Raw genomic sequence first — 24,651 nt, 5'->3', positions numbered from 1 at the left:
CGGTCAATGTTTGACAATATCCGGACAGCGGCCTACTCTCCCCGTCGCCTTGGGTGCCTGTCGATACGCGAAAGTGTCTGGACAGGTTAAAAGGGAAGCAGGTGCAACACCTGTCGAGTTTTCTCCTCGATGCGTGCATGCCTGCGCTGCCCCCGCAACGGTAGGTAGTGTGAAAACACTACGAGCCCGATACCTGCCCTGGCAACAGCACCGATGGAGCGGAGGGCTTCATTAAAGGTCGCTAAATGCAGTTCTTGCGGAGCCTATCCGCGGAGGCAGTGTTTCGTTTCCTTGATCCCCTCCCTCAATCGCCCTATGGCAATTGAGGACACACACATGCTTTGCAGTAACGTCACAGCAGCAAAAACAGCGCTAAGACCCCCGTTTTGTTCTCGGGCAAAACCACTTCTGGCCTGCGCTCTTCTTGCGATCAGCCAACAGCTGATCGCGCAGAACCTTCTCGAAGAGGTGGTAATCAGCTCCTCTCGCGTACCCACCCCCTTAAGGGAAGTGGGGACTTCGGTCACCGTCCTGTCTCAGGAGGAGATTGTGCAGCGGGGTTTTCTCAGCCTCCCGGAACTCCTTCGCACCCAGCCGTCCGTTGCCGCAAGCAACACCGGTGGCGTGGGCAAGGCTACAAGCCTGCGTATTCGCGGCGAGGAAGGTTATAGAACCCTGGTGATCGTCGATGGCATCGATATCAGCGACAGCTCCAGTCCCCAGGTCAGTCCCCGCCTTGAGCAGCTACTTACCGCAGGTATTTCCCGCGTGGAGATACTCCGGGGTCCCCAGGGTCTCACCTACGGTGCGGATGCCGGAGGCGTGATCAATATACGCACCGCGACACCTGACGAAGGTCTCGGGGGCGGCGTGGCCGTGGAGCAGGGTCGCTACGACACCCAGCAAATGAGCGGTCGCATCGGAGGGACGTTTGAGAACCTTGACTTCCTCCTCAGCGGCGCCGACTTTTCCACCGATGGCTTCAACGCACGCAACACCGACACGGACCTGGTAGACGACGACGGTTACGACAATCAGACACTCCACGCCCGAGCCGGGTGGAATGTCAGCGACAAGCTGCGACTGGAGGCCGTCGCCCGTCGGGTTGACGGCAATAATGCCTACGATGGCTGTTTTAACAGTGCGTTTCTTCCCAGCAATGATTGTGAGGATAGCTTCGAACAGGAAAGCTGGCGCCTCTCAGCGGCGCTGGAGCAGGCGCAGTTCTCCCATGAGCTTGCCTACAGCAGCAACAGCAATGACCGGCGTTTCTTTGCCGAGGGCGCGGCGTTCTTTCGCGCCGAGGGGTCGATTGAACGCCTGAGTTATCTGGGCCAGTGGCGCGATGGAGACAGCTTGTCGTTTGTCTACGGTGTCGACCGGGAAGAGGAATCCATTGATGACGGCAGCTTCGATCGCTCGCGACGGCAAACGGGCATCTACGGTGAATACCAGGGCCGCTTCTACGAGCAGTTCACGGTAACCGCAGGGCTGCGCCACGATGACAACGACGACTTTGGCGACTACCTGAGTTATCGCCTGAGCGGCGCCTGGACCACCGCGGTAGCCGGGGGAGAACTCAAACTCAAGGGTGCCTACGGCACGGGCTTTCGCGCCCCGAGCCTCTATGAGATCAGCTACAACAGCGGTCCCTTTGCGGCGCCACCTGCGTCGGACACCCGGCTGGTAGAAGAGACCAGCGAGGGCTATGACCTTGGCGCCGCCTGGGCCTCAGAGAATGGTACTTACCTGGAGCTAACCTGGTTTGATCAGGAAATCGACGACCTCATCACCTTTGACGTTCTCGCCTTCTCCGGCTACATCCAGGATGCGGGGATTTCAGACTCCCGAGGCGTAGAACTCATCGCGGAGCTCCCCCTGCCCCTCGGATTACGCCTTTCCGGTAACTACACCTGGAACGAAACCACGTCAGCGATGGGCGTGCAGCGGGCGTTCCGACCGGAGCATCTGGCGAATCTGGGCCTTGCCTATCTCCATCCTCAGTCCGACCTGCGCCTTGGTATCAATCTTCGCAGTTCTGCAGACGCTGTAGACACCCTGGGTAATCCCCTCGATGACTATGTGCTCATGGATGTAAACGCCAGCATCAATGTCTATGGGGGTCTTACGCTCTACGCCCGTCTCGAAAACGCCCTCGATGAGGACTACCGGGAAACACCCACCTACAACACCGCGGGTCAGGCGGCCTACGCAGGAGTGCGCTATGAGTTCTGATGAAAAAAAAGGCGCCAAACACAAAGCCGCCATGGAAAAGCAGAAGAAGTCCGTGGATGCCTCCATTGCCGCCGCAGATACGGAGCGTGGTGTCGGCATTCTTCTGACGGGTAACGGCAAGGGGAAAACCAGCTCCGCCTTTGGCATGGTCCTCCGCGCCCTGGGCTACGGACACAAGGTCGGCGTTGTGCAGTTCATCAAAGGCCAACAGCTCTCCGGCGAGGAGATTTACGTCCGGGATCGCTGCCCGGAGGTCGCCTTCTATCAGATGGGCACGGGTTTTACCTGGGATACCCAGGACAGATCTGCTGACATCGCCGCAGCCCGCAGCACCTGGGAGCAGGCCAAGGCCATGCTCGCAGATCCCGGCCTTGACCTCGTTGTGCTGGACGAGCTCACCTATATGCTGTCCTTTGACTACCTCGATGAACAGGAGATTCTCGACGCTATTCAGAACAGGCCCGAGGAACAAAGCGTCGTCGTAACGGGTCGGGGCGGCGGCAAGGGCCTCCGGGACATCATGGATACCGTCTCGGAAGTAAAGGAGATCAAGCACGCTTACAACGCCGGTATAAAAGCCCGTCGCGGCGTCGATTACTAAGCCGTGCCCTCGAGCACCCTGGGAACACCCTGGTCATTAGCTTTGCTGCTCATCGCAGCAATGACTCTTGCGGTCTCCTTCGGGGCGGTTCCCCTAAGTGCAGGAGAGGTGATCGCTGTACTTGGCGGGCGCGGCGACCCTCTCCATGAAACGCTGCTGCTGCAGCTTCGCCTGCCGCGGGTGCTTCTCGCCGCTGCCATCGGCGGCCTCCTGGCGCTCACAGGTGCGCTCTCCCAAGGCATGTTTCGCAACCCCCTGGCTGACCCCTCCCTTATCGGTGTTACGGGAGGCGCGTCGCTGGGCGGTGCCATCGTGCTTGCCCTGGGTATTGGCGCCGGCGCCGGCGGCAGTTTGATTCTGTCCTTCGGTGCCTTCGTCGGAGGACTCATTGCCACAGGCCTGGTTTATCGCATCGCCCGCAGCGCCGAGGGCACCTCCGTGTCAACGCTGCTTCTTGCCGGAGTTGCCATCACCGCCCTCGCCGGGGCTCTGGTCAGCATTCTGGAAATGACCGTGGACAGCAGCACCCTGCGGCAGGTGGCACTGTGGCGTCTTGGATCTCTTGCGGGAGCGGACTATCAGAGTCTTGCTCTCGCCCTTGGGACTTTGGCTCTGGTGATTACGCTGTCCTTACCCCTGCGCCAGTTATTGAATGCGCTCTCCCTGGGCGAAGCCGAGGCCGGCCACCTGGGCTACGATACCCAGCGGAGCAAAGCTTTACTGACGGCAATCATTGCAGGCGGCATGGGCGTTACCGTCGCCCTGGCCGGTGCCATCGCCTTTGTGGGACTGGTCGTTCCCCATATGGTCCGACTCTACAGTGGCCCGGAACACCGGTCCCTGTTGCCACGATGCACGCTTCTGGGGGCGCTGATTCTGGTCCTCGCTGATCTCCTGTCACGAACCCTTCTGGCGCCCGGAGAGATTCCCCTGGGCATCGTCACTGCCCTCCTCGGCGTGCCCTACTTCCTGGTGCTCCTGCGTCACTATCAGGCGCGTATGGTGATGACGTGAACGAGACCGCTTTGGAAATGCGCGAGGCCACGCTGCGCTACGGCAATGTAAGCGTCGTCGCCGACATCAGTTTTGCCCTGTCCTGCGGCGAAATCGTCGGCATAGCGGGCAGCAATGGCGCAGGTAAAAGCAGTCTTCTGCGTCTCGCCTGCAGGGAGCAATCACCCAGTGAGGGCAGGATATGGCTGGCTGGCGAGGATCTGGCAACGGTCAGACCAAGAGATCGCGCCCGACGCATGGCGGTTCTGCCTCAGCACATGCACCTGCAGTTTGATTTTACCGTTCAGCAGGTTGTTGCCCTCGGTCGCTCGCCTCACGGCGATGGCGAGAATGCCGGCAAGGCGATCGTTGAAAACCTCCTTGATACCTGCGAGCTTCGTCACCTGGCCGGACGCTCCTATCAATCCCTCAGCGGCGGCGAACAGCAACGCACGCAATACGCGAGGGTACTGGCTCAACTCCTGCGCAAACAGCCTGATGAGGACCTCCGGGGCCAGGTGCTGGTGTTGGATGAACCCACCGCGTCCCTCGATATCCGGCATCAGGAGCAGCTTGTACACACGCTAAAATCCCTGAGACACCGTGGGTGTGCTGTGCTTGTGGTCATGCACGACATCAACCTCCTAAGCCGCTGCGCGGACCGGCTTTTGTTTCTGAAAAAAGGCAGGATGCAGTCCCTTGCAGCCACCGCGGAGCAACTGAGGGAAACCACTCTCAGCGAGCTTTTTGGATTTCCGATGAAAGTACAGCCCCGAGATGATGGCGATCTACCCCTTGTGTATCCCGACCCCGCGCATCATGCGTTTTAGGTCCGCAACGCGCTGTCTCCTGCTGCTGCTTATCGTTAACGCAGCGCAAGGGGCCGTTGATGCCACTGATGCCGAGGGACGCCACATAAGCCTCCCCGCAGCGGCTAAGCGAATCGTTGCCCTGGCGCCGCACATCGTCGAAAACCTCGCCACCGTCGGCGCCCTGGACACTATTGTGGGTACGGTGCAGTTCAGTGATTATCCCGAGCCCGCAAAGGACATCCTGCGTCTTGGCAGCGTTGGCGCCATTAGCCTCGAGGGCATCGTCGCCCTAGAGCCGGATCTTGTGATTCTCTGGGGCTCGGGCACACCCCCGGGTCTTCGGGCCGGCATCGAGCGCCTCGGAATCCCCTACTTCGTTGATGAAATCCGATCCCTGGAGGATCTTCGCGCCAGTCTCCAGGCCCTGGGAACACTAACCGCTCATGATGAAAACGCCGCCCTCGCATCCCGAGAGCTGAGCACCGCCCTGATGAACATGAAAGCTGACCGCGACAGGCCGGAGACACAAATACCCGGTGTCTTTCTGCAGCTCTGGGATCAACCCCTGCAGAGTATTGGCGGCGAGCACTTACTCAACGAAGTCATTGAACGCTGCGGTGGTCGCAGTATCACCCGGCGGATTTCCGGTCTGGCTCCTCAGGTCAGCATGGAGCTGGTGCTGACGGAAGACCCCGCGATCATCATCGTTGAAAGCCCGGCCCAGGGGCAGCATTGGACTCGCTATCCGCAGCTCCAGGCGCTTCGCGAAGACAGGATCATCGTAGTCAACCCGGACCTACTCCACCGACCGACGCTGCGCCTGCTGCAGGGTATGGAGGCCATCTGCAAAGCGGTCCGGGATCAAAAAAACACGCCCTTTGCGCCCTAGGTAACCGGAAGAACCCTAGGGTTTACCCAGCCGTGCATGCTCTGCTGCATAGGTATAGACCACATCCGTGCTGGAATTGAGCGCCGTCTCCGCCGAATCCTGAATGACACTGATAATAAAGCCCACGGCAACCACCTGCATGGCGATGTCTACGGGGATCCCGAACAAGCCACAGGCCAAGGGTATGAGCAGGAGACTCCCCGAGGGCACGCCCGAGGCACCGCAGGCCGCCAGAGACGCGACGATGCACAGAAGCAAAGCCTGGGCAAAAGACACCTCCACACCCAGGGTATGTGCCGCGGCCACAGACAAGGTCGTAATAGTTATGGCAGCGCCGGCCATGTTTACCGTAGCCCCCACGGGAATGGTCACGGAGTACAGCTCTTCACTGATACCCAGACGCTTTGCCAATGCGAGATTGACCGGGATATTGGCGGCAGAACTGCGGGTGAAAAACGCCGTCACGCCGGATTCTTCAAGACAGCGAAACACTATTGGGTAAGGGTTTTGCCGCGTGAGAAGCCAGACGTAAACAGGATTTACAAACAAGGCCACAATTAGCATGGCCGCCACCAGAAGGCCGGCAATACTCAGATAGTCCGCAAGCACCTCCACACCAGTAGTGGCCACCGTGAGACACACGAGGCCAAAAATTCCGATGGGTGCCAGAGCGATCACGTAGCGCACGATGTCGGCCACGCCGTCTGCCAGGGTCTGTAGATTCTGACGAAAGGTATCCGAGGCCTTTCGAAAGCTCAGTCCCAGGAGGATTGCCCAGCTCAAACAGCCGAGGAAGTTGCCTTTTAGCAGGGCATTCACCGGATTATCCACCAGTTTGAACAGTACATCACGGAGCACACTGCCGACGGCTGCGGGGGGCGCACCGTCCGCTGCGCCGCTAAGACTCAGGGTCTGGGGAAACAGCGTGGATAGCGCAAGGGCCACCAGGGCGGCACTCACGGTGCCGACAAAGTACAAAACCAGCGTCACGAGAATTCGCCGGGAATCGGCGGAGCGCTCGTGACGGTTGGCAATCGCCGACATCACCAACAACATGACCAGCAGTGGCGCGACGGCCTTGAGCATCGCAACAAAGAGCTCGCCCAGTAAGCCCAGCTCTTTTGCCAGGGTCGGGAACATCATACCCACCGCGGCGCCGGCGACGACGCCCGCAATAATTCTCGGCACGAGCCCCACTTCCGATAACTTCACGGCAAAACCTCGTTAAGTAAACGACTCATTGTACGTCAGCGAGGCTGTTTTTTCCGCGCAGCGCCCCGTAGCGAAAACAAAAAAGCCCGGCACTTGGCCGGGCTTTTGCAGACTCGGACGGGCTCGGATCGACTCCGATGTCCGCCGGGGAAGCGCGCTTAGAATTGCTTTCGCAGGGTCACACCGATGCTGCGGGGCTGACTGACGCGGAAGCCCAGACGGGCACGCCCACCGCGCTCCCGGTCAAAGGACAGCAAGGCGTTTTCGTCAAAGAGATTATTGACGTAAAGCACTGCATCCCAACTATCCCAGGTGGCACCCATGCTCAGATTAACAATCTCGTACTTGGGTAGCTCCAGATCAAGGAAGGTCACCTCGGAGCCCGTCGCGCCGCCAAAGGGAAGGCCCGACTGGAACACCCCCGCACCGGGCACCTGATCCCCGGGCTGGGTGTAGCGATCCCCTACGTGCTGCACCATGGCGTTGACGTAGGTCTCATCGGATCCGAACATCCCCGAAGTAAAGGTGTAGGTCGCCGAGGCCGAGAGTTGCAATTCCGGCACGGAAGCCAAACGATTGCCATCTTCCACACCGCCGAGTACCCGGCCACTGCTGTCACGTACCGTCGAATCAAACTCTGCCTGAATAAAGCTACCATTGAAGGTCAGCATCAGGTTTTCCGTGGGATAGGCGGCAAGCTCCCATTCCGCACCGACGGTAGACGCATCCTCCACATTGAAAGCAATACGCGAAGAGCAGGAACCCGCATCCAGCGTAACCTGGAGGTCTTCAATCTGCGTATAGAAAACCGCCGCATTCAGTTGAATCCTGCTGAACTGGGATTTAAAGCCCAACTCGTAGTTCCACATGCTTTCGTCATCGTACTGCTGAAAGCTACCAAAGGATTCGAGATCGCCGGGATCGCAAAGACCGGCATTCAGAGGATCGTTAACACCACCGAGGCGAAATCCCTGGGAGGCCTGGGCGTTCACGGTAATATCATCGCTGAAGTTATAGCTGGCCATGAGGCGAGGGTTAAAGCCGTCCGACGATGTCGTGTCCGTCTGGTCATCACCGTTTGAGAACAAACCACCGCTGGTGAAGCGACGGGTCTCATCGAAATCGTACCAACGACCACCGAAGGTAAAATCAAGGCGGTCCGTTACCGCGTAGGTAGCTTCTCCAAACAGCGCAAGCTGCTCGATGTCATAGGGCAGATCTGCGTTGTAGGGAGAGTCAGTGGCAAAACCATTGGCCACGGCATCCGCAGTGCCGTCACCCAGCACCTGATCCGTCACATCGTCGTAGCCAGGCGTCGGCAGGCGTTGGGAATAATTGCGCTCGACATCAGAGTAGAAAATCCCAACCACCCAACTCAGGCGCTGATCACCATTGGATGCGAGGCGAAACTCATTGGTGTACTGGGTCAGTTCCGTGGTGTCCCGCAGATTGGACGGCAGGAGCACCGCAGCATCGGGATACCCGAGATCTACGGACACGGACCCCGTGAGGGCGCTCGCGTCTCGGCTTACGAGAATGGAGCGGTCGGTGTAGCTGCCGGCGTAGGTAAAGGTCGCACCGCCCATGTCCCAGTTCATCACCAGGTCGGCGATGAGCGTTTCATCAGAAAAGTCCTCACCTTGAAGGAGGTATTGCTCGCGTTCCCCGAGTTGAATAGCGGGTCGTGTCGTGGTGTAGGGATTGGCAAAGAGGTTGTAATCCTCCTCGCGGTTAAAGCCATCGGCCTGAATCTCCTGGTACACCACGCGCGGCGTAATAGACAGTGCATCCGTGGGCTGCCAGGCCAGCGCGATGCGCGTACCGACGCGATCACCGGAGTTCACGTTGTCTCGGGTAAAACCGTCTTCACCGAGGGCATCAACCCATCCACCGTATTGCGTACCGTAGCCCACGGCACGTAGCGCCAAGGTATCGCTGATAGGGATGTTGACGTGGCCCTTTACGTGGCCCCCCGCCCCGCCGTCTTTCAAGGTGTTGGCGTTGAGCTCGAGGGAACCGTTGACTTCATCGAAATCCGGCTGCATGGAGATAAAGCGCACGGTGCCCCCGACGGAGCCTGAGCCAAAGAGTGTTCCCTGGGGACCACGAAGTGTTTCCACGCGCTGGAGGTCGTAGAGATCGAGATCCGGCGTGAACAAGGAAAGAGAAATCACGGTCTCATCCAGATACACACCGACCTGCTCTTTAACGCCGGGCTGATCCCGCACTACCTGTCCCGCGGACACGCCTCGAATGGCGACCTGACTCTGGCCGGGACCCAGGTTCTGAATGGTGAGGCCGGCGACGTTCCTCGCCAGGTCTTCCAGGTTAAAGGCATTCTGGCGCTGAATGTCAGCAGCGGTCTGAGCATTGATGGAGAAGGGCAGATCCTGCACCGAGGCTTCACGCTTGGTCGCGGTGACCAGCACTTCCTCGAGTTGCGCCAGGGCAAGGTTTGGCAGACAGGCGGCTACGGCGGCGGCCAGAGCAGTCTTCTTTATGGTGTGCATGGGCGGGCTCCTATAATTTTTGTGTTTCGCGTCGCATTTTAACGACCTTGTAATGACGCTGAGATGACTCAAGAGCGGGAATTTTTCACAGTCGCAAGCGTTGCTTAAACGCCCTGGTCCACGGTTTTTAAACCCGATGAGCGAGAAGGAAAAAGTAAGCCTCCAGCAAAAAAAAATGGGAGCTTGAAGCTCCCATCCATCGTTAGCCTTTTGAGGCGTCAATCAAGCAAATCAGGCTGCTCTGCAACGATGACGTCATAGAGGGGCTGAAAGCTGAACCACCCCGCCGCATGGGAACCCACCTGCTCCGCGGTGCTTGCCGCAACTTCGTGGGAGATGGGCTTGGGCGTCCCCGCTGCCTCAGCCATAAGCTGTGCCTGGCAGCTGCGCTCCATGGTGACGAACCACCAGCAGGCTTCATCAACGCTTTCACCTACCGTGAGCAAGCCGTGGTTTTGCAGAATCACCGCCTTGTTGTCACCCAGTGCATTGGCAATCTTGTCGCCCTCAGACACATCCAGGACGACGCCCGTGAAGTCTTCAAAAACCGCGTGACTCCCGTAAAAAGCGCAGGAATCCTGAGTAAGCGGATCCAGCTTACGACCCAGGCTGGACCAGGACTTGCCGTACACCGAGTGAGAGTGTGCCGCCGCCGTGACCTCAGGATGAGCCATATGAATACGTGAATGGATCGCAAAAGCCGCGCCGTTTAGCAGGCCTTCTCCTTCCACCACATTGCCCGCGTGATCCACCTTGAGGAGGTCACTGACGCGCATCTGTTTGAAGGATCGTCCCATGGGATTCACCCAGAAATGATCAGTATGCTCGGGGTCCCGTACGGTGATGTGCCCGGCAACGCCTTCGTCAAATCCAAACTTGCCAAAAATACGCAGGGACGCTGCGAGGCGCTGCTTACGCTTGAGTCGCTCCGAGGCAACATCATCAAGCAATGCATTGGCGGTCATGGTATCGCCCTGGTTCATCACCAGGTCAGCTACTGCTTCACCCATATCTCTTCTCCTTGTATGTCTTGATACTGTGTTTTGAAACTGAGGCTGAACGTTGTTGTATAGCCTAATGCTAGCGCATGACCGCGCAAATTACTGTAGCGGACAGTTTCGGGGTTTTCTGCCAAATCTGAGCCTGTCTCCCTGCGATGGCGGGCTACGGCGTGGAGTTTCCTTCATCGCTAACACGATCCAGGAGGGGAAAGGCAGGCAGGGATGTTTCGCCGACCCGAACGCCTTTGACATGGGTCGCCAGTGCCGGCCCTACCATGGGGGTAACATGCTGGGGCCGCAAATCCTCATGGCACTCACTACAGGTCATCAGCGGCCGGGTTTTTTTGCCACAACGCTGATGAAAATACTCCACGGGGGCGCCATCACCGCGATCCATCCATTCATCCCCCCAGCGGCCGAGCATCATCAGCACCGGGTACAGGCCCAGACCCTTGCGCGTGAGTCGATATTCATAGCGAGGGGGCTTTTCGCTGTATTTCACGCGCGTGAGGACACCCTGGTCCACAAGCTTGCCCAGACGTTCTGACAAGCGATGCCGGGTGATACCCAGATTGGACTGAAACTGATCAAAGCGGCGGGTGCCAAAGAAAGCATCACGAAGAATCAGCAGGGTCCATCGCTCACCCACTACGGACAGCGCACGGGCCACGGAACAAACCTGCTGATCAATATCATCCCAACGCATGCGCGCCTCCAGATAGCAGTAAAAACCAATGCCTGAACTTTCTCGCAGGCACAAAAAAAGGCAAGCCATTTCTGGCTTGCCTCTTCCGAGAAGATTGCGCTTTAAACGGCGACAATGTTCTCGGCTTGAGGACCTTTCTGGCCCTGCGTGATAGTGAACTCAACAGCCTGGCCTTCTGCCAGAGTCTTGAATCCTGATCCAGTGATCGCACTGAAGTGTGCGAATACATCGGGACCGCTCTTCTGCTCGATAAAGCCGAAACCTTTAGATTCGTTAAACCACTTCACGGTGCCGGTTACTGTGTCGGACATAATGTCATTTTCCTGTAGATAAAAATTAAAGCTGCTTTCAGGAGCACCTGCTGACTCGTTGGTCGCAAGGTCGCTCTTTAAAAAGCGGTAATAGCCGCAAAAAAGACTGTTGTTAATACCTGCAGGACGACGAACTACTGAGAGAACACGTAACGAAGAATAATAAAACGAGGCTTACTTTTAGCTGGGAACACGGTACAGCCAGCCTTCCCTCAAGTCAAACACTGATGCAGCGCAAAAGTAAGGTATTTCAAGGGCTCCCGCGAGCCTCAAAGCCGGCTCAGTCTTCTTCTCTGGCCAGGCTTCGATAGGCGACGCGATCGCCGGCAAAGGTTCCCACATACACGGTATCTTCCACTATGAGCCCCATGGTGGCGTTGCTGAACACGGACGTCGCACCTCCCGATGAGACCTCACTTACAAGGCGGGACCCGGGATCCAGGGACAGCACCTTGTAAGGGCGGGGGCAGGTCGCGTAGCGCTCAAGCTCGAACTCACCGGCGGCATTGTAAGGATTACAGGGCGCATGCTCAGGAACCAGGCCCGCGGTTAGAAACCGCCCTTCACTGTCACGATGGAGGTTGTCGGGGAGTATCGGCAGCGTATCGGTGCTCCACAGAGCCTTCGCCTCTACCTGCTCGGTTGCAGCTGCCAGGCGATAAGCACTGATATTTGCCAGCCCCGATGAAGCGATATAGAACCGGGAGTCATCCGCCGACAGGGCAATACCATTGGCGTAGGGCTGAGCGGTGGCGTCCAGCCGAGTCCAGTCACCGTTGGTCGCAGACCAGTGATAGGCCGCTCCCGTGACTACGCCCTCCAGAGCGCTGGCGAAGCTGTGCCCTTCCTCGAGAGGGATTGTGGCCAGGAGGCTGCCGTCACGCATGGCCGCAACGCTGTTGATCTCCTGACCCTCCGGCGCCGGCACGCAACCGACCCAGGTCACTGTAGGGGTTTGATCCCCGCGCGAGAACACGTCAAAAACCTCGATGGCTTCTCGCCCGCCATGACCGACGGCATAGAGTGTTGAGTAACCGCCCTCCCCGGCGACAAGATCCAGACCGTGGGTAATCAGGGCGCTCCCGTCGGGCGCGCCGGGACAATCAGCGTACAGCGCCTTATCCGGGTTAACGTCTCCGCCCTCCACGGGGTAGAGCGGCTGCCATTCCTTTGTCCGCGCATTGATAAGATTGAGCGCGGGGGGGGCGGCATAAGCACTGGCAATGATCCATGGGGTTCCCGGCACCTGCACAAGATCCTCGGCGCTGGGAATACCGCAAATATAGCTGTCGGCACCCACCGCCTCGCAGTCTTCAGCGGCGCTGGTGGCGCTTACCCCGAGAAAACCGGCGACCCAGAAAAGCCCCAGGATGGGACGCAGAAGTGATGGACACAAAGACGGGTTGCTGGGTTCTCGCACGGATGACTCCTCGAATGAATTCTCACCGTTGCAGCATCGATACACCGATAGCAACGGCTTGGCCGTAAATCCTGAGTCTACTCCATAATTTCCAGGCACAAAAAAGCCCGGCTATCCCTAGCCGGGCTTGTGGAATCCGGTTCGGGCTTAGCCGAACTGATTCATGGTGTTGTCCTCACCCGCTGCTTTGAGCGCAGCATCACCGGCGAAGTATTCCTTGTGGTCATCGCCCATGTCCGAACCTGCCATGTTCTGGTGCTTGACGCAGGCAATACCTTGACGGATCTCCTGACGCTGCACACCTTTCACATAACCGAGCATGCCCGCCTCACCGAAGTACTCCTTGGCCAGGTTGTCCGTGGACAGCGCCGCCGTGTGGTAAGTCGGGAGCGTGATCAGGTGATGGAAAATACCCGCTTCGCGCGCGGCATCGGCCTGGAAGGTACGGATGCGCTCATCAGCTTCCGCCGCGAGTTCCGTCTCGTCGTAGCTCACGTCCATGAGCTTGTCACGATCGTAGGCAGAGACGTCCTTGCCCTCTTCACTCCAGGCATCAAACACCTGCTGTCGGAAGTTCAGCGTCCAGTTGAAAGACGGAGAGTTGTTGTACACGAGCTTGGCGCTGGGCACGGTTTCACGGATCTTGTTCACCATTTCGGCGATCTGACCAACGTGAGGCTTCTCCGTTTCGATCCAGAGAAGATCCGCGCCGTTTTGCAGGGACGTGATGCAGTCCAGAACCACACGCTCAACACCGGTATCCTTACGGAACTGGTAAAGGTTTGACGGCAGACGCTTGGGACGGAGCAACTTGCCGCCGCGGTTGATAACGACATCGCCGCTGGCAAGCTCTGATGCGTCGATCTCGTCGCAATCCAGGAAGCTGTTGTACTGATCGCCCAGATCACCCGGCGAGTGTGTTACCGCGATCTGCTTGGTCAGGCCCGCGCCCAGAGAATCGGTACGCGCAACGATCACACCATCGTTCACACCCAGCTCGAGGAAGGCGTAGCGAACCGCGCGAATCTTCGCAAGGAAGTCCTCGTGGGGTACCGTTACTTTGCCGTCCTGGTGACCACACTGCTTCTCGTCGGACACCTGGTTCTCAATCTGAATAGCGCAGGCACCGGCCTCAATCATCTTCTTGGCCAGCAGATAAGTCGCTTCGGCGTTACCAAAGCCCGCATCAATGTCCGCGATAATGGGCACGACGTGGGTCTGGAAGTTATCGATTTTGTTCTCGGTGGCTTTGGCCGCGACTTCATCGCCAGCTTTGCGCGCTGCGTCCAGTTCCCGGAACAGTCCGCCCAGCTCCCGGGCATCGGCCTGGCGCAGGAAAGTGTAGAGTTCTTCGATTAAGCCCGACACGGAGGTCTTCTCGTGCATGGACTGATCAGGAAGAGGACCAAATTCGCTGCGCAGTGCGGCGATCATCCAACCAGAGAGATAAAGATACCGCTTGTTGGTATCGCCAAAGTGTTTCTTGATGGCGATGAGCTTCTGCTGGCCGATAAAGCCGTGCCAGCATCCCAGGGACTGGGTGTACTGCGCCGTGTCAGCGTCATACTCCGCCATATCCTTGCGCATGATGCCCGCCGTGTAACGGGCAATATCAATACCGGTCTGAAAACGATTCTGCAGACGCATGCGCGCCGCGTGCTCCGGATTGATGTCTTTCCAGCTTTCGCCGTTGGCAGACACAATGTCTGCGGCAGCCTGAATTTCGTTTTGGTAGGTCATAGATCCCATCCCCTGAAGGTCAATCAAACAAATAAGCCGCAGCAGCGACTACAGCAACAGGTAAAGTCTAGGCCATCAGACCACTATCAGCCTAATCGATGCTTTCTATATGTGATATTCATATCGTGAATTACGCCCTCAGGCTGAGATTTTGGCACTTTGTGGCACCGACGCTTCCGTAAGCGGATTTAAAAGGGTCGTAGCGGCAGCGACGGCTTATCCTCGAGCGAGTCCCGCGGGTGCACTAAGAGTCAGCACTATCGCCAATAACAATTACTACGGCCCCCAGACGTTGCTCTGTTTCGACTCGTCTGTGCGCCTCGGCTGCCTGATCCATTGGATACGTTCTATCCACAATCGAACGAATTTTCCCATCTTCAATCATTTGCTTGAGGCTCATCAGTTCCTCTTTTGACTCCCGTGCGAACGCGAACTTCACAGTCTTGTCGCTAAATCGGCTTGTGATAGTGGCGCGAAGCATTACAGAAAAACGGGGGTTGGCAGTCAGGTAGCGCCCATTGGGTTTGAGTGCGCGGATGCTGGCGGAATAGGAAACCCTAGAAACCATATCGAAGATGACATCATACTGAATGCCCATCGCCGTGAAGCTATCTTTCGTGTAGTCGATGAAGTGATCTGCACCGATACGCCTCAAAAAGTCTTCCTTGATTGTGCTGTCAACGGCTGTGACTTCGGCACCCATCGATTTAGCAATTTGCACTGCGTGCGCGCCGATGCTCCCGCCAGCACCATTGATAAGCACTTTTTCCCCCGGCTGAATGCTGGCCAGACGCAAAAAATGAAGCGCGTTGAGCCCACCCAGCGGAACAGCAGCAGCTTCGGCAAAGGTCATGTTGCCCGGTTTCGCGACGATAGTGCCCGTCGCCGGTAAGACGACATATTCGCCATAAGCGCCAAACTTTAGTCCCGTAGCAGCAAAAATCGGGTCGCCGGGAGAAAACCCGGTGACGCCTTTGCCGAAGGATTCAACCACTCCCGAGAAGTATCCACCCAGAATGCGCTGCCTTGGTCTTCTCACGCCGAAAGCGATGCGCAAGGGCAGCCAGAACCATTTCACCGCAAACTTGAAGCTCCGCATTTCACAGTCTGACTTGGTCGCCTCTGCCGCGTGGACGCGAATCAGCACCTCATCATCTTTCGCTACGGGTTTCTCCACCTTTTTGAGCTCAAGAACATCAGGTGACCCATAGGTTGTGTAGGTGATGGCCTTCATGCGGTTATCGACTCGTGTTACAGATGTTTGGCTTATTTACTCCATGTCTTTCTGCGCAGCTGCAGGCCCCAAAATCACGTCTTCCAACTGTCAACGAATATCGGCTTTGCAGTGCTCGATGCCCTCCACAGATGACTGTTTGAGCCTGAAACCCCTTAAGGTTCACCTGATTCGCAATCTCAAGTAACTTCATCGAGAAGGGTAACTAACCATTCCATTCTTTGACGTTGCTAATTACCGCGATCGCAGTATCGTCTTTTGGTGAGTAACGTGAGCTGAGGCGGCCGTCTTAGCAACCGGGGCCCCACCTCAATTAAGCTCCCAGCGGTGCGCACGGAGCCACACCGCGCCCGCCAGGGCAATTGCGGCAAAGACAAGACCACTGGCAACGCTGAGCAGATCCAACGCCATCCAGTCGGGACCAAAAAGGTAAAACCCCACGGCAGTGCTGTCCGACACATGGGGGAAATGGCGGCTCACCGCATCACCCACAATTTCTGATCGGAAAATTATGCCCTCGGCCACCACCAGGGCAATCACCGGTGTGACGGCCATGAGGAACGGCGAGCGGCGTGCCAGCGCCGACGCAAACAGCAACCAGGCGTAGACCGGCGCTATCAACAGCGCCGTCATCAGCCACCCGCTGATGGGGTCCAGCATCAAAGCAAGAAAATCGATGTTGCCGACCACCACCTCAAAGGGATCCTGGTCCATACGCGACACCAGCAGCATCATGAGCAGCACGTAAGCGAGCTGAAGCAGCAGGCTGATGGCGATGTAGATCAGCGGCGCGCAGAGGAGCGCAACTACGAACTTGGACAGCACCGTTTGCCACTCCGTCACCGGCATGGAACGCCAGAACAACACGCTACGGTCTTTGCGATCGTCGTAAAGGGAACTGAGAAGATAATTAACGCTGGTGAGCATCAGGATCAGCAGCAGAATTCCGTGGACAACACTGAGTATGACGTTGAGCTCCCGACCATTGAGATCGTCAAAATCATCACCGCCCTCCTCCATCCTGCGTCTGTCTCCGCCAGGATTGAAGGTCCATTCCCGGGAGAAATTCCACTGCTCCCGGATGCGGTCCGCAGCATCCGAATCGGTGCCGTCCTCCTCCACAATCACACGATACTGCGGTGCATCAGCGGCGGGCGGAGGTGGCGGCACACCGGGAATACCCACGCCACTTAGCAGCACCGCGTCTGGGTCAGTCACCTCCACCACGGTAATTTCTTTCTCTCCGTCCTCCCCGATGCTAATGCTGATATTTACGTTGTCGGTGCCCTTGCGCATCATCGCTTCCAGAATAGTATCGCCGATGACGCTGATGCGGTTTGCCAGCACCACGCTGCCTAACATCAGCACAGCGAGCACCACCGCGGTCACAATGGGTGTCCAGAACAGCGAGGTCTTGTACTCGCGAAACTCCCGCTGCAGGAGGGTGATAAATTGAGAAGTCTGGTTAGCAGGCATTCTGTTATCCCCCCACCTTGGCAACGAAGAGATCGGATACCGAGGGCGTTCGCAACTCTCCAAGCCCTGCCAGTTCCCCGGCGCTTGCACCTTCAAAGATGAACGCCTTGCCGCCAAGGATGTTGCGCTTACCGATGTAAGGTAAGTCTTCGGCGCGCTGAGCCGCATCCCCCAGGGCATGAAGCTCCTGGAACCGATCTTCGATATCCATGAGCGACTCATGGAGAATCAATTTGCCGTGATGCATGAACATCACGTGGGTGAGAATGTTCTGAACCTCCTCCACCTGATGCGTAGAGACAAGAATCGTGCGCTCACCATCAAAATAATCGTTGATCAATTGCTCGTAAAAACGCTTGCGGAAAAGAATGTCCAGGCCCAGGGTCGGCTCATCGAGAATCAAGAGGCGCGCATCGATGGCCATCACAATGGCAAGATGCAGCTGCACCGTCATACCCTTGGAAAGATCACCCACGCGGCGGTTTTGCTCCACATCCGTGGATGCCAGAAAGGCCTCCGCCTGATCGCGGTTAAAGCGGCGATGGGTGCCCGTGACATAGTCCAGCAAGTCGCCCACCCGCATCCATCGCGGCAATACCGCCGTGTCGGCGATAAAACACACCTCCTCCATCATCAGGCCCCGGTCAGCCATGGGAGAGTAGCCCAGCACCGAGAGATCACCGTCGCAGTGGGTGAGCCCGAGGAGCGCCTTGAGCAACGTGGTTTTACCCGCACCGTTGGGTCCGATCAGACCAATGACGTTACCGGAGGAAACCGAGAGGTCCACACCGTCGACGGCATTCAGGTCACCGAAGCTGCGGCGCAGATTCTGTGCCTCAATGATGGTCTGCATTGCTATTCCCCTGGTTTTTCATGATCTGTTCCACTACTTCTTCGGTTTCGAGACCGAGCATTTGAATCCTGGCAACGAAGGCCGGCAGCTCCTCATCCAGAAATCGCTGCTGCTCGTCATTGGTAAGGGATTTTCTGGCACCCGGCGCGACGAACATCCCCAGACCCCGTCGCTTTTCCAGCAAGCCCATCTCCACCAGTTCCTGATAGGCCCTGCCCACCGTGAGGTGATTGATGCGGTAATCCGTCGCCACCTGTCGCACGGAGGGAATCGCCTCTCCCTCCGGAAAACTGCCATCCATGACGCGCTGAACAACCAGATCGCGAAGCTGGCGGTAGATGGGCTGACCCTCGGTCCATTCCATGCTGTATCTCGTCGCGCGACTTAGTCGCGGCGACGAACTTCCCCGCTGCCCAGCTCCACGCTCTCCACCTCGGGAGATCCGCTGTAGGAGACATCGCCGCTGCCCAGGATAGACGCACTCAATAGATCCCTCACCTCACCAATCGTAGCTGACCCCGAGCCCACGATGTTGGTCGCCGCGCGGTTGCTGTTCACGCCGGCCATGCGGATATCACCGGAGCCTACAATATTGACCTCAAGCTCATCGACAGAGCCTCCCTCGGTGACCCGCAGGTCTCCCGAGCCCGTCACCACGAACTCCCCGTTTTCTGCTTTGAGGGTTTCTACAAACAGATAGCCGCTGCCCGCCACCACGGCCTCCAGATCTTTCGCTTCGATGCTCACTGCGCGAAAATCGCCGGAGCCCTCGACGCGAATTTCCACATCGACACCGGAGAGGTCAAAGGCATTGATCTCGCCGGATCCATCGACGGTAAGCGTTACCGGGTCATTACCGACCACATCGTCAAAGGCAAAGGGCTTGAGGTACACGGTACCCGAGCCTTTGACCTGGAGGTCTTCAAGATAGGGCAACACAATACGAAAGCGCAGTTGCTCGTCGTCCTTGTTTCGGCGCTTGCGGGCTCCCACAACGAGTGTGTCGTCGCTCACGTAAAAGGGCTCGGTATCGAGATAGTCCGCCGGGCCACGAAGTTGCAACTCAACTTGCTTACCCTGACTGATTTCTACCTCGGCATCCCCCAGTACCACGATCTGATCAAAATCCAGACCCTCGACGCGACGGGTTTGATCCTGTGCCCATAGGGGCGTCGAGAGCCCGCCCAGCGCCAGGGCGCTGCAGAGGGCCGATGTGCTCAGTACCTTAGGCATTCGTGGGACCCTCCGGCGTGTTTTTTTGTTCGTTATCCCGGGCTGCGTCGATGGCGAGACCCGCGGGCACGAGACACAGGGCTGCGATGACACCGCCACCGGCGGCGCTGAGTGACGCGCAGGCAAAGAAGACCAGGGCGGGCATGAGCATGCGTCTCGAAGAGGGAGCAGTCATTCCTTTGCGAAGGCTAATCATGAGTGTGAACCGTATTTTCCGTGGGTGTTATGGTGGACTATAGCACCCAATTCCCCCCTGGCAAGGCTGCCAAAATACGCAAAAAAATTCTATTTATATTATATAATTCAATTAGTTATTGATTTTATCTATAATTTATATGAAGTTTAGGCTCGAAAGCGCTGCATATTCTGTCGCATATTCCCTGCAACTCGTCGTGCGAGCGCGGCAGCGCGCTCTGTAGAGCTTCCAAGGGGGTGCTTTTTGAGGGTTTCTTCGAAGAGTGCCAACCAGCGTTCGTAGTGCTCGTCCGCGAAGGGCTGCCGGGCATCCACATCCCGATGCTTGCGCATCATATGCCGCTGATAGTCCCGATGACCTAACAGCATCTTTCGCCAGTAAGCTTTGATCCGCGGCAGATGCTCCGACAGTTCGATGCCGGCGACGTCCAGAAACAAGGGCGAGAGTAATGGGTCCGCCAGGACCCGCTCATAGAAAGCATCTACAAACTGATCAATCTGCCGGGAGGTGTCGTCGGGCTTTAGGGTCGGTGCCATTGGGCCCCTTTGACAGCTGGGCGCTTCCACGGGCTTAGCGGCGTTTTTTCTGCTGCTTGCTCTTCTTCGCCTGCTTGACGTGAGCCATGAGCCGGCGCTTGCGGTTGATCTGGCGGTTGGTCAACTTGTTGCGCTGCCCGGCGAAGGGGTTGTCGCTACTTCTAAACTCGATCCGCAGGGGCGTACCCGTGAGCTCCAGGCGACGACTGAACACTTTTTCCAGATAGCGCTGATAGCTATTGGGCACCTTATCGGTCTGATTGCCATGGACCACTACCCGGGGCGGATTCCGACCACCGGCGTGGGCATAGCGCAGCTTAATGCGCCGCCCGTTGACCAGGGGTGGAGGATGATCCGCGACTGCCTCTTCCAGAATACGCGTGAGGCGGCTGGTGCCCATGGGCTGCATCGCCGCGGCATAGGCGGCGTCAATGGAGCCAAACAGGGTGCCCACACCGGAGCCGTGGAGCGCCGATATAAAGTGCATATCGGCAAATTCAACGAAACGCAGACGACGATCCAGTTCCGAGCGGATCATTTCTTTCTGATCGGGATCCAGGCCGTCCCACTTGTTCACCGCAAGGACCAGGGCGCGACCGGCTTCCAGGCAATGCCCGAGAAGATGAAGGTCCTGATCGACCAGGCCTTCCTGACCATCCACGAGAAGCACCACCACATTGGCATCGCTGATGGCGCTGAGGGTTTTAATAATAGAGAACTTTTCGATGGCCTCGCGGACATTCTTGCGCCGCCGCACACCGGCGGTGTCGATGAGGGTGTAGGGACGCCCCTCGCGGACAAACTTGATGTAAACGCTGTCGCGGGTGGTACCGGGCTGGTCGTAGACCACCACCCGCTCCTCGCCCAGAATACGGTTCACCAGAGTGGACTTGCCCACATTGGGGCGTCCGACGATGGCAACCCGCGTGCCCCCATGATCCTCCGCCTCGTCTTCACCCTGCTCGGCGCCGGACCCTTCAATACCGCCCTCTTCCTCTGAGTCACCCTCGGCCTCGGGATGCTCGTAAGAACGAGGAATCGTTTCCAGCACGGACTCAATCATCTGGCGGACACCGCGGCCATGGGAGGCAGCAATGGCATGCATGGAGGCAATCCCCAGTGCGTGAAAGTCGCTCACGGCCACATCGGGATCCCGCCCGTCGATCTTGTTGACTACCAGATGAAAATCACGACTCTGCTGGCGAAGGTATTGCACCAGCTGCTCGTCGACGGGATTCAAACCATCACGGGCATCCACCAGGAGCAGCACGATATCCGCTTCTTCTATGGCCAGGAGGGACTGCTCCGCCATAGCCGCATCAATACCCTCCTCGTCGCCGCTGACACCCCCGGTGTCGATAACAATAAAGGCCCGGTCGTCGCTGCGTCCCTCGCCATACTTCCGGTCCCGCGTCAGACCCGACAGGTTCGCCACCAGGGCATCGCGGGAGCGGGTCAGCTGGTTAAACAGCGTCGACTTGCCGACATTCGGGCGCCCTACCAGTGCGATTGACGGCAACATGTCAGCTAGGACCGGGGCCGGATATCGTAGGCAATCAATTTGCCGCCGTTACTGTAAACGTAGAGCACGGTGCCCACGGCAAGCATATCCGCACGGGCGCCGTCGCTGTCAGGTCGAACCCGCGCAAGAAATTCTCCGTCCACCTGCGAAAGGAGATGCAGATACCCCTCAAAATCCACCACCGCCAGGTAGCTGCTCACCGGAATGGGTCTGGACAGGCCCCGCCAGGCGAGGGCCGGCTGCTCCCAGCGTATGCCCTGTCCGTTGCGCAGGAACGCGGTAATCGTGCCGCTCTCCTCCGCGATATACACGTTACCAAAGCCCTGGGAAACACCGTAGAAAGCCGAGACGTTGCGCTGCCAGATCTTGCGTCCCGTGCGTGTATCCAGGGCCGCAATGCGCCCCTGATAGCTGGCGACATAGAGCTCCGTGCCCGCCAGAGCCATGGTGCCATCCACATCCACGATACGTTCGATCTCCGAGCGTCCCTGGGGTATGGCTACCCGGGCCTCCCAGCGGATAGTGCCATCGAGGGCATCAAAGGCCAGTACACGCCCGGTGGCAAAGCCCGCATACACAACACCGCCATCCAGTATCGGAGTACTGGTTCCGCGGATCGTGAGCACGGGAAGATTGCTGTCATAGCGCCACTGCTGTTCGCCGGTCTCAAAATCAAAGCCGTAGAGCCGCCCATCGTAGGTCTGCGCCACGACAACGCGGCCATTGCTCTGGGGAGCCGCCAGCACTTCACCACTAACTTCGCTGGTCCACAGAGTTTCTCCCGTCGTGGCGTCAAGACGCATCACGAGACCGTCGTTACCGCCGAGAAACAAGGCGTCCTCGTAATGCCCAACGCCGCCGGATAGATCCAGATCCAGACGCTGGCGCCAGATCGTGTCGCCGTTGTTTCGGTCCACGGCCCGGACTTCGCCCTCGGCCGAGGCCACGTAAATCGTGTCACCATCAATGATGGGCTGGAGCTTGTAGAGCCCATCACCCTGACCGTCACCCACGCCCACGGACCAGAGCTTGCGGACGTTCAGCTGGTTTTCAATATCCTGAAGTTCCGCGGGTTGCTGGGGATCCTCATCGTCCCCCATCTCAAAAAAGCCGGATACGGTCTCGCAACCGGCCAGGGTCACCAGCAGCGTCAGCAGGGCAGCCTTACGCAAAAGATCCACCTCAGCTGGCCTCCGCTACCGTGGTGTCGACCCGGGCTCCGAGGTATTCAAGCTTGTCCTGGAGGGTCTGGGGCACGGGGGCGCCCTCTTCCAGCGCGGCGGCGGCGCTTTCATAGGCGGCCAAGGCGTCAGCTTCGCGCCCCTGGGCGAGAAGAATATCCCCGCGGGCAATGGCGTAGGAAGCGATAAAGTCTGTATTGGCACCCGCAAGGAGCGCCAGAGCTTCCTCTTCTTTTTCCTGGGCAGCCAGCACTCGCGCCAGGCGAAGCTGTGCGACCTGATGGACGTCGTCGCCCTCATCGGCCATGGCCAGAGTCCAGCGCAGCTCCTGCTCCGCGACCTGTGGTTGCCCGTCATTGACGGCCAGCCTCGCGAGATGCAGCGCCGCAAACTGCGCATACACCGTACCCCGATGACTATCCTTCAACTCCGTGGCTATCTGACGGCCGATGGTGCCGGTCTCTTCCGCCGACAGGGCCTGCAGCATTTGCTGATACAGGTTTGACGCATTCTGAGCGGCGGTTTCCTGGTTTTTCTGCCAGGCCTGCCAGCCAAAGCCCAAGCCCAGAGCGAGGACAACGCCCACCATGGTGCTGCGCCCGTTCTCTTTCCACCAACGCTTGAGGGCTTCTACCTGTTCTTCTTCCGTGCGGTAACTTTCCACGTGCTGATTCCTGCTTAATTCGAATGTTGTTGTAAAAGTGTGTCTATCTTTCCGGCGAGGCTCGCAACGGGGACCCGTGTCTGCTCCTGTCCGTCTCGCAGAGGTTTGACCGTAACTTCCCCGGCGGCGACTTCGTCCTCACCCCAGAGCAGCGCCAGAGCGGCTCCACTGCGATCGGCTTTTTTCATCTGACTGCGGAAACTGCCGCCACCGAGCTGCTGCACAATGCGCAGTGCCGGCCGGGCATCACGGAGGCCTTCCACCGCGGCCATCGCCGCTGTCTGCGCCTCGTCGCCGGTGGCCACGACAAAGAGATCCGGCGCACGGGGCTCGGGCAACTGCCCGCAGGCTTCCAGCATCAACAGAAGACGCTCCATGCCCATGGCGAAACCGACGCCGGGCGTGGCCTTACCCCCGAGTTGCTCAACCAGGCCGTCATAGCGTCCCCCGGCGCAGACCGTGCCCTGGGCGCCCAGTTTATCGCTAACCCACTCAAAGACGGTCTTGTTGTAATAATCCAGACCGCGTACGAGGCGTGGATTCACGGTGTAATCCACGCCGGCACCATCAAGAAAGCCCTTGAGCGCCGCAAAATGCGTCCGGGACTCTTCATCGAGGTAATCCGCCAGCGCCGGCGCCTTATTCAAAAGAGCCTGGGTATCGGGGTTCTTACTATCGAGGATGCGCAGAGGATTGGTTTCCAGACGCCGCTGACTATCGTCATCGAGAGACTCCCGGCGCTGTTCCAGATAGCCAACCAGTGCCGTCCGATAGTTTGCCCGCGCCTCGGAGCTTCCGATGCTGTTGATCTCAAGACTCACGGCATCGTCGATACCGAGGATTCGCCACAGCCGTGCGAGGAAAATAATGAGCTCCGCATCGGCATCGGGCGTGGCGTAACCGAAGATCTCCGCGCCAATCTGGTGGAATTGCCGCTGACGACCTTTTTGCGGGCGTTCGTAGCGAAACATGGGACCGCTGTACCAGAGGCGGCAGGGAGTGGCCGTCAGATTATTCTGTATCGCGGCGCGCACACACCCCGCCGTACCTTCGGGGCGCAGGCTGATGCTGTCGCCATTACGGTCTTCGAAGCTGTACATCTCTTTCTCGACGATGTCCGTTACTTCGCCGATGGAGCGACTGAACAGCGCAGAGGATTCGACAATGGGCAGACGCAACTCGCCATAGCCATAGCATTCGAGAAGCTCGGCGACTTGACGTTCAAGATACTGCCAGTGGCTCGTGTCCGCCGGCAGAATATCGTTCATGCCGCGAATCGATCGCAGTGCATCCATGGGGCTATGTTGGTCCTGTCAGTAAAAAAGG

At 58.2% G+C, this 24,651-nt stretch carries 23 protein-coding genes and 1 riboswitch; of the genes, 5 read left to right on the top strand and 18 right to left on the bottom strand.

Annotation, left to right across the window (positions count from 1 at the left end):
- The first annotated feature begins 33 nt into the window (after positions 1-33).
- Positions 34-215: riboswitch (cobalamin riboswitch) on the top strand.
- Positions 216-336: 121 nt separating this feature from the next.
- Genes KT71_RS08090 through KT71_RS08070 form a run of 5 tightly spaced genes read left to right on the top strand, consistent with a single transcriptional unit; the run spans position 337 to position 5,530 of the window.
- On the top strand, positions 337-2,235 hold the full coding sequence (locus KT71_RS08090; protein WP_023659461.1) for a TonB-dependent receptor plug domain-containing protein: 1,899 nt from the start codon (positions 337-339) through the stop codon (positions 2,233-2,235).
- Positions 2,225-2,836, top strand: a complete 612-nt coding sequence (cobO, locus tag KT71_RS08085; protein ID WP_008295921.1) for a cob(I)yrinic acid a,c-diamide adenosyltransferase — start codon at positions 2,225-2,227, stop codon at positions 2,834-2,836. The genes KT71_RS08090 and cobO overlap by 11 nt, the downstream gene beginning before the upstream one ends.
- Before the next feature lie 3 nt (positions 2,837-2,839).
- Positions 2,840-3,850: a FecCD family ABC transporter permease gene (locus KT71_RS08080; RefSeq protein WP_040362257.1), complete on the top strand. Its 1,011-nt coding sequence runs from the start codon at positions 2,840-2,842 to the stop codon at positions 3,848-3,850.
- Positions 3,847-4,659: a heme ABC transporter ATP-binding protein gene (locus KT71_RS08075; RefSeq protein WP_008295924.1), complete on the top strand. Its 813-nt coding sequence runs from the start codon at positions 3,847-3,849 to the stop codon at positions 4,657-4,659. The genes KT71_RS08080 and KT71_RS08075 overlap by 4 nt, the downstream gene beginning before the upstream one ends.
- Complete coding sequence (locus KT71_RS08070; RefSeq protein WP_008295925.1) at positions 4,649-5,530, top strand: helical backbone metal receptor; 882 nt, start codon at positions 4,649-4,651, stop codon at positions 5,528-5,530. The genes KT71_RS08075 and KT71_RS08070 overlap by 11 nt, the downstream gene beginning before the upstream one ends.
- Before the next feature lie 15 nt (positions 5,531-5,545).
- Here the strand turns inward: KT71_RS08070 and sstT are convergent, their stop codons facing one another.
- The 18 genes from sstT to hisS all read right to left on the bottom strand — a co-directional run bounded on the left by sstT (position 5,546) and on the right by hisS (position 24,620).
- A complete protein-coding gene (sstT, locus tag KT71_RS08065; protein ID WP_008295927.1) occupies positions 5,546-6,742 on the bottom strand; it encodes a serine/threonine transporter SstT in 1,197 nt (398 codons plus the stop codon).
- A 158-nt stretch (positions 6,743-6,900) separates the two neighbouring features.
- Positions 6,901-9,252, bottom strand: a complete 2,352-nt coding sequence (locus KT71_RS08060; RefSeq protein ID WP_008295928.1) for a TonB-dependent receptor — start codon at positions 9,250-9,252, stop codon at positions 6,901-6,903.
- Positions 9,253-9,470: 218 nt separating this feature from the next.
- Positions 9,471-10,262 (bottom strand): class II aldolase/adducin family protein, encoded by a 792-nt coding sequence (locus KT71_RS08055; protein ID WP_008295929.1) that lies wholly within the window; start codon positions 10,260-10,262, stop codon positions 9,471-9,473.
- Between the two features lie 154 nt (positions 10,263-10,416).
- The gene (locus KT71_RS08050; protein ID WP_040363008.1) at positions 10,417-10,959 is read right to left on the bottom strand and encodes a winged helix-turn-helix transcriptional regulator; all 543 of its coding nucleotides are present in this window, start codon (positions 10,957-10,959) and stop codon (positions 10,417-10,419) included.
- Between the two features lie 101 nt (positions 10,960-11,060).
- Positions 11,061-11,270, bottom strand: coding sequence for a cold-shock protein (locus KT71_RS08045; RefSeq protein WP_008295931.1), 210 nt, complete (start codon positions 11,268-11,270; stop codon positions 11,061-11,063).
- Between the two features lie 280 nt (positions 11,271-11,550).
- Positions 11,551-12,690, bottom strand: a complete 1,140-nt coding sequence (locus KT71_RS08040) for an SMP-30/gluconolactonase/LRE family protein (RefSeq protein WP_023659459.1) — start codon at positions 12,688-12,690, stop codon at positions 11,551-11,553.
- 147 nt (positions 12,691-12,837) lie between these two features.
- Positions 12,838-14,430, bottom strand: coding sequence for an isocitrate lyase (locus tag KT71_RS08035; protein WP_008295933.1), 1,593 nt, complete (start codon positions 14,428-14,430; stop codon positions 12,838-12,840).
- A gap of 244 nt (positions 14,431-14,674) precedes the next feature.
- Positions 14,675-15,664 (bottom strand): NAD(P)-dependent alcohol dehydrogenase, encoded by a 990-nt coding sequence (locus tag KT71_RS08030; protein ID WP_008295934.1) that lies wholly within the window; start codon positions 15,662-15,664, stop codon positions 14,675-14,677.
- Positions 15,665-15,973: 309 nt separating this feature from the next.
- Positions 15,974-17,140, bottom strand: coding sequence for an ABC-2 transporter permease (locus tag KT71_RS08025; protein WP_008295935.1), 1,167 nt, complete (start codon positions 17,138-17,140; stop codon positions 15,974-15,976).
- A gap of 4 nt (positions 17,141-17,144) precedes the next feature.
- Positions 17,145-17,993, bottom strand: a complete 849-nt coding sequence (locus tag KT71_RS08020; RefSeq protein ID WP_008295936.1) for an ABC transporter ATP-binding protein — start codon at positions 17,991-17,993, stop codon at positions 17,145-17,147.
- Entirely contained in the window at positions 17,977-18,357 is a 381-nt protein-coding gene (locus KT71_RS08015; protein ID WP_008295937.1) for a GntR family transcriptional regulator, read from the bottom strand. Before KT71_RS08015 ends, KT71_RS08020 begins: the two co-directional genes overlap by 17 nt.
- 20 nt (positions 18,358-18,377) lie before the next feature.
- Complete coding sequence (locus tag KT71_RS08010; RefSeq protein WP_008295938.1) at positions 18,378-19,226, bottom strand: GIN domain-containing protein; 849 nt, start codon at positions 19,224-19,226, stop codon at positions 18,378-18,380.
- Complete coding sequence (locus KT71_RS20460; RefSeq protein WP_040363006.1) at positions 19,219-19,401, bottom strand: hypothetical protein; 183 nt, start codon at positions 19,399-19,401, stop codon at positions 19,219-19,221. The genes KT71_RS08010 and KT71_RS20460 overlap by 8 nt, the downstream gene beginning before the upstream one ends.
- A gap of 167 nt (positions 19,402-19,568) precedes the next feature.
- Positions 19,569-19,958, bottom strand: coding sequence for a group III truncated hemoglobin (locus tag KT71_RS08000; RefSeq protein WP_008295940.1), 390 nt, complete (start codon positions 19,956-19,958; stop codon positions 19,569-19,571).
- Between the two features lie 34 nt (positions 19,959-19,992).
- Positions 19,993-21,480, bottom strand: a complete 1,488-nt coding sequence (der, locus tag KT71_RS07995) for a ribosome biogenesis GTPase Der (protein WP_008295941.1) — start codon at positions 21,478-21,480, stop codon at positions 19,993-19,995.
- 5 nt (positions 21,481-21,485) lie between these two features.
- The gene (gene bamB, locus KT71_RS07990; RefSeq protein WP_008295942.1) at positions 21,486-22,661 is read right to left on the bottom strand and encodes an outer membrane protein assembly factor BamB; all 1,176 of its coding nucleotides are present in this window, start codon (positions 22,659-22,661) and stop codon (positions 21,486-21,488) included.
- 1 nt (position 22,662) lies between these two features.
- A complete protein-coding gene (locus KT71_RS07985; RefSeq protein WP_008295943.1) occupies positions 22,663-23,325 on the bottom strand; it encodes a YfgM family protein in 663 nt (220 codons plus the stop codon).
- A 14-nt stretch (positions 23,326-23,339) separates the two neighbouring features.
- Positions 23,340-24,620, bottom strand: coding sequence for a histidine--tRNA ligase (gene hisS / locus KT71_RS07980; RefSeq protein ID WP_008295944.1), 1,281 nt, complete (start codon positions 24,618-24,620; stop codon positions 23,340-23,342).
- Positions 24,621-24,651 lie beyond the last annotated feature (31 nt).

Source organism: Congregibacter litoralis KT71 (assembly GCF_000153125.2).
Taxonomy (GTDB): domain Bacteria; phylum Pseudomonadota; class Gammaproteobacteria; order Pseudomonadales; family Halieaceae; genus Congregibacter; species Congregibacter litoralis.
The sequence above is the reverse complement of the archived record's forward strand: the minus strand, read 5'-3'. Positions and strand labels throughout refer to the sequence as shown.

Coding starts and splice junctions, on each gene's coding strand:
- KT71_RS08090 (WP_023659461.1), top strand. CDS start 337: ATGCTTTGCAGTAACGTCACAGCAGCAAAAACAGCGCTAAGACCCCCG.
- cobO (WP_008295921.1), top strand. CDS start 2,225: ATGAGTTCTGATGAAAAAAAAGGCGCCAAACACAAAGCCGCCATGGAA.
- KT71_RS08070 (WP_008295925.1), top strand. CDS start 4,649: ATGCGTTTTAGGTCCGCAACGCGCTGTCTCCTGCTGCTGCTTATCGTT.
- KT71_RS08060 (WP_008295928.1), bottom strand. CDS start 9,252: ATGCACACCATAAAGAAGACTGCTCTGGCCGCCGCCGTAGCCGCCTGT.
- KT71_RS08055 (WP_008295929.1), bottom strand. CDS start 10,262: ATGGGTGAAGCAGTAGCTGACCTGGTGATGAACCAGGGCGATACCATG.
- KT71_RS08050 (WP_040363008.1), bottom strand. CDS start 10,959: ATGCGTTGGGATGATATTGATCAGCAGGTTTGTTCCGTGGCCCGTGCG.
- KT71_RS08045 (WP_008295931.1), bottom strand. CDS start 11,270: ATGTCCGACACAGTAACCGGCACCGTGAAGTGGTTTAACGAATCTAAA.
- KT71_RS08035 (WP_008295933.1), bottom strand. CDS start 14,430: ATGACCTACCAAAACGAAATTCAGGCTGCCGCAGACATTGTGTCTGCC.
- KT71_RS08030 (WP_008295934.1), bottom strand. CDS start 15,664: ATGAAGGCCATCACCTACACAACCTATGGGTCACCTGATGTTCTTGAG.
- KT71_RS08025 (WP_008295935.1), bottom strand. CDS start 17,140: ATGCCTGCTAACCAGACTTCTCAATTTATCACCCTCCTGCAGCGGGAG.
- KT71_RS08020 (WP_008295936.1), bottom strand. CDS start 17,993: ATGCAGACCATCATTGAGGCACAGAATCTGCGCCGCAGCTTCGGTGAC.
- KT71_RS08015 (WP_008295937.1), bottom strand. CDS start 18,357: ATGGAATGGACCGAGGGTCAGCCCATCTACCGCCAGCTTCGCGATCTG.
- KT71_RS08010 (WP_008295938.1), bottom strand. CDS start 19,226: ATGCCTAAGGTACTGAGCACATCGGCCCTCTGCAGCGCCCTGGCGCTG.
- KT71_RS20460 (WP_040363006.1), bottom strand. CDS start 19,401: ATGACTGCTCCCTCTTCGAGACGCATGCTCATGCCCGCCCTGGTCTTC.
- KT71_RS08000 (WP_008295940.1), bottom strand. CDS start 19,958: ATGGCACCGACCCTAAAGCCCGACGACACCTCCCGGCAGATTGATCAG.
- der (WP_008295941.1), bottom strand. CDS start 21,480: ATGTTGCCGTCAATCGCACTGGTAGGGCGCCCGAATGTCGGCAAGTCG.
- hisS (WP_008295944.1), bottom strand. CDS start 24,620: ATGGATGCACTGCGATCGATTCGCGGCATGAACGATATTCTGCCGGCG.